This window comes from Bartonella sp. AD328YNZD (genome assembly GCF_042196425.1).
In genome coordinates, this window is sequence record NZ_JBHIQG010000448.1 from 1 (window position 1) to 1,665 (window position 1,665).

Consider the following 1,665-nt stretch of genomic DNA (forward strand, 5'->3'; position numbering starts at 1 on the left):
TGCCCCTGCATTTCTTACAAGCATTCTGCTTTTATTGCAAAAATGACACACAAGAATCCATAATGACAAACTTTATTGAAAAGACTCATTTTTTTCTTGCTATTTTATTTTAATGGCGTAATCGTAAACGAAATATCTTAATAGGACTCGTTTTGATAAAAACCTTTCAAAGAGGGAAAGTAAAAATGCGTATATAATATATTTCAAACGCACATTTTATTTGATGTTATAGCTTAAGGCTAAAAGAGCTACAGATTCTGAAATATTTAGGCGTTTACTCATTAATAGCTAATAAATCCCCAATAGGGAAAAATTACAACTAAGCAAACAATCAAAAACTTATCTCAAGTACAACACTTTAATATATTAATATAATACAGAGAAGCTCTTTTATACTTAATATATAAAGCAAAAACCCGTTTTCAATAAGAACCTAAAAATATTTTCCATACTCATGAAAGAGTTTCATTTAGGACTCATTATAGAAATCACGCGCAACGCAAACATAAAAGATTTAAAATGCTAACAACAAAACATTCAAAACCTATCTCTTACGCATTTCCTATTATTAAAATATGTCTTTTTTGTGTTCTTAAGTGTGTTTCTAAAGGTTTTTTTGGGGAGTTCATTATGAAGAAATTATATGCCATAAAACTTTCTCGTTTTTCTTTTGTTCAAATTCTTTCATTGGCTGTGGCAGTTACATTTGTATCGAATATTACCTCTGTTTTTTCAGCAAATCCTGATTTTAGAAATACATTTGTTGAAGGTTTAAAAAGTCCTGGTGTGTCTTATCCAAAAAGTATCGTCTTTGTCGCTGGTTTGAATGATTCTGATGACTATGCAAATTTTTTAGTCAAAACCTTGTCTGATGTCAGTGATTATAGTTCTGTTGTGAATGTTTTGGAGTCAAATAGTAGTATTGCATGGAAAGGTGTGTCAAGTATATTCAAAGCTGAAAATGTGAGTGATAAAAAAGCACAACAGTTCACAAGAAGTATTCATATGAATTCTATAGATGGTGTAGATTTTTCAAACTCTCCTGGTTTGTTAAGAACAGTATCGACCCAAAGAGCTGCAGCAAAAGGCAATGGTCATCCTCTGGAGCAGGGTTATAGTGCGAGTGCAAAAGGTTATGATGCTATTGCGTTAGGTCCATTGGCGGAAGCAAAACAAGATAGAAGTATTGCTATAGGTTTATCTTCTTACGCTAATGCTCATAATAGTATTGCGATTGGTTCTGCTCCAGACTATGCTACTGAAGAGCAAAGAACAACTGCTGGAGATGAAAAAGCAATTGCCATAGGTTTTCAAGCTAGAGCTTTCGGCAAATTTACAATAGCGTTGGGGGATTCTGCTGGCACTACGCGGGAAGATGCGGTTGCTATTGGTCACCATGCAAAAGTAGATATACACCAAGGTGTTGCAATAGGTGCCAATTCTTTAGTTTCTTTAGATGGTGGTGTTGCTATAGGAAGTAATTCTGTAGCTGATAGGGCTGCGGATATTTTGGGGTATGCTTCTTTGCAGCAGGGACCGGCAGTAAACACTGAAGTGCAATGGAAAAGTACGCAGGGTGCCGTTAGTGTTGGTAATCCTAGTAAGGGCATAACGCGGCAGATTATAGGTGTAGCAGCTGGTAGTGAACCTACTGATGCAGTAAAT

1 pseudogene is annotated in these 1,665 nt (G+C 35.3%); it reads left to right on the forward strand.

Annotated elements, in window-relative coordinates:
* Positions 1-630: 630 nt before the first annotated feature.
* A pseudogene (locus ACFIO3_RS12720) lies at positions 631-1,665 on the forward strand (hypothetical protein); the annotation flags it as partial.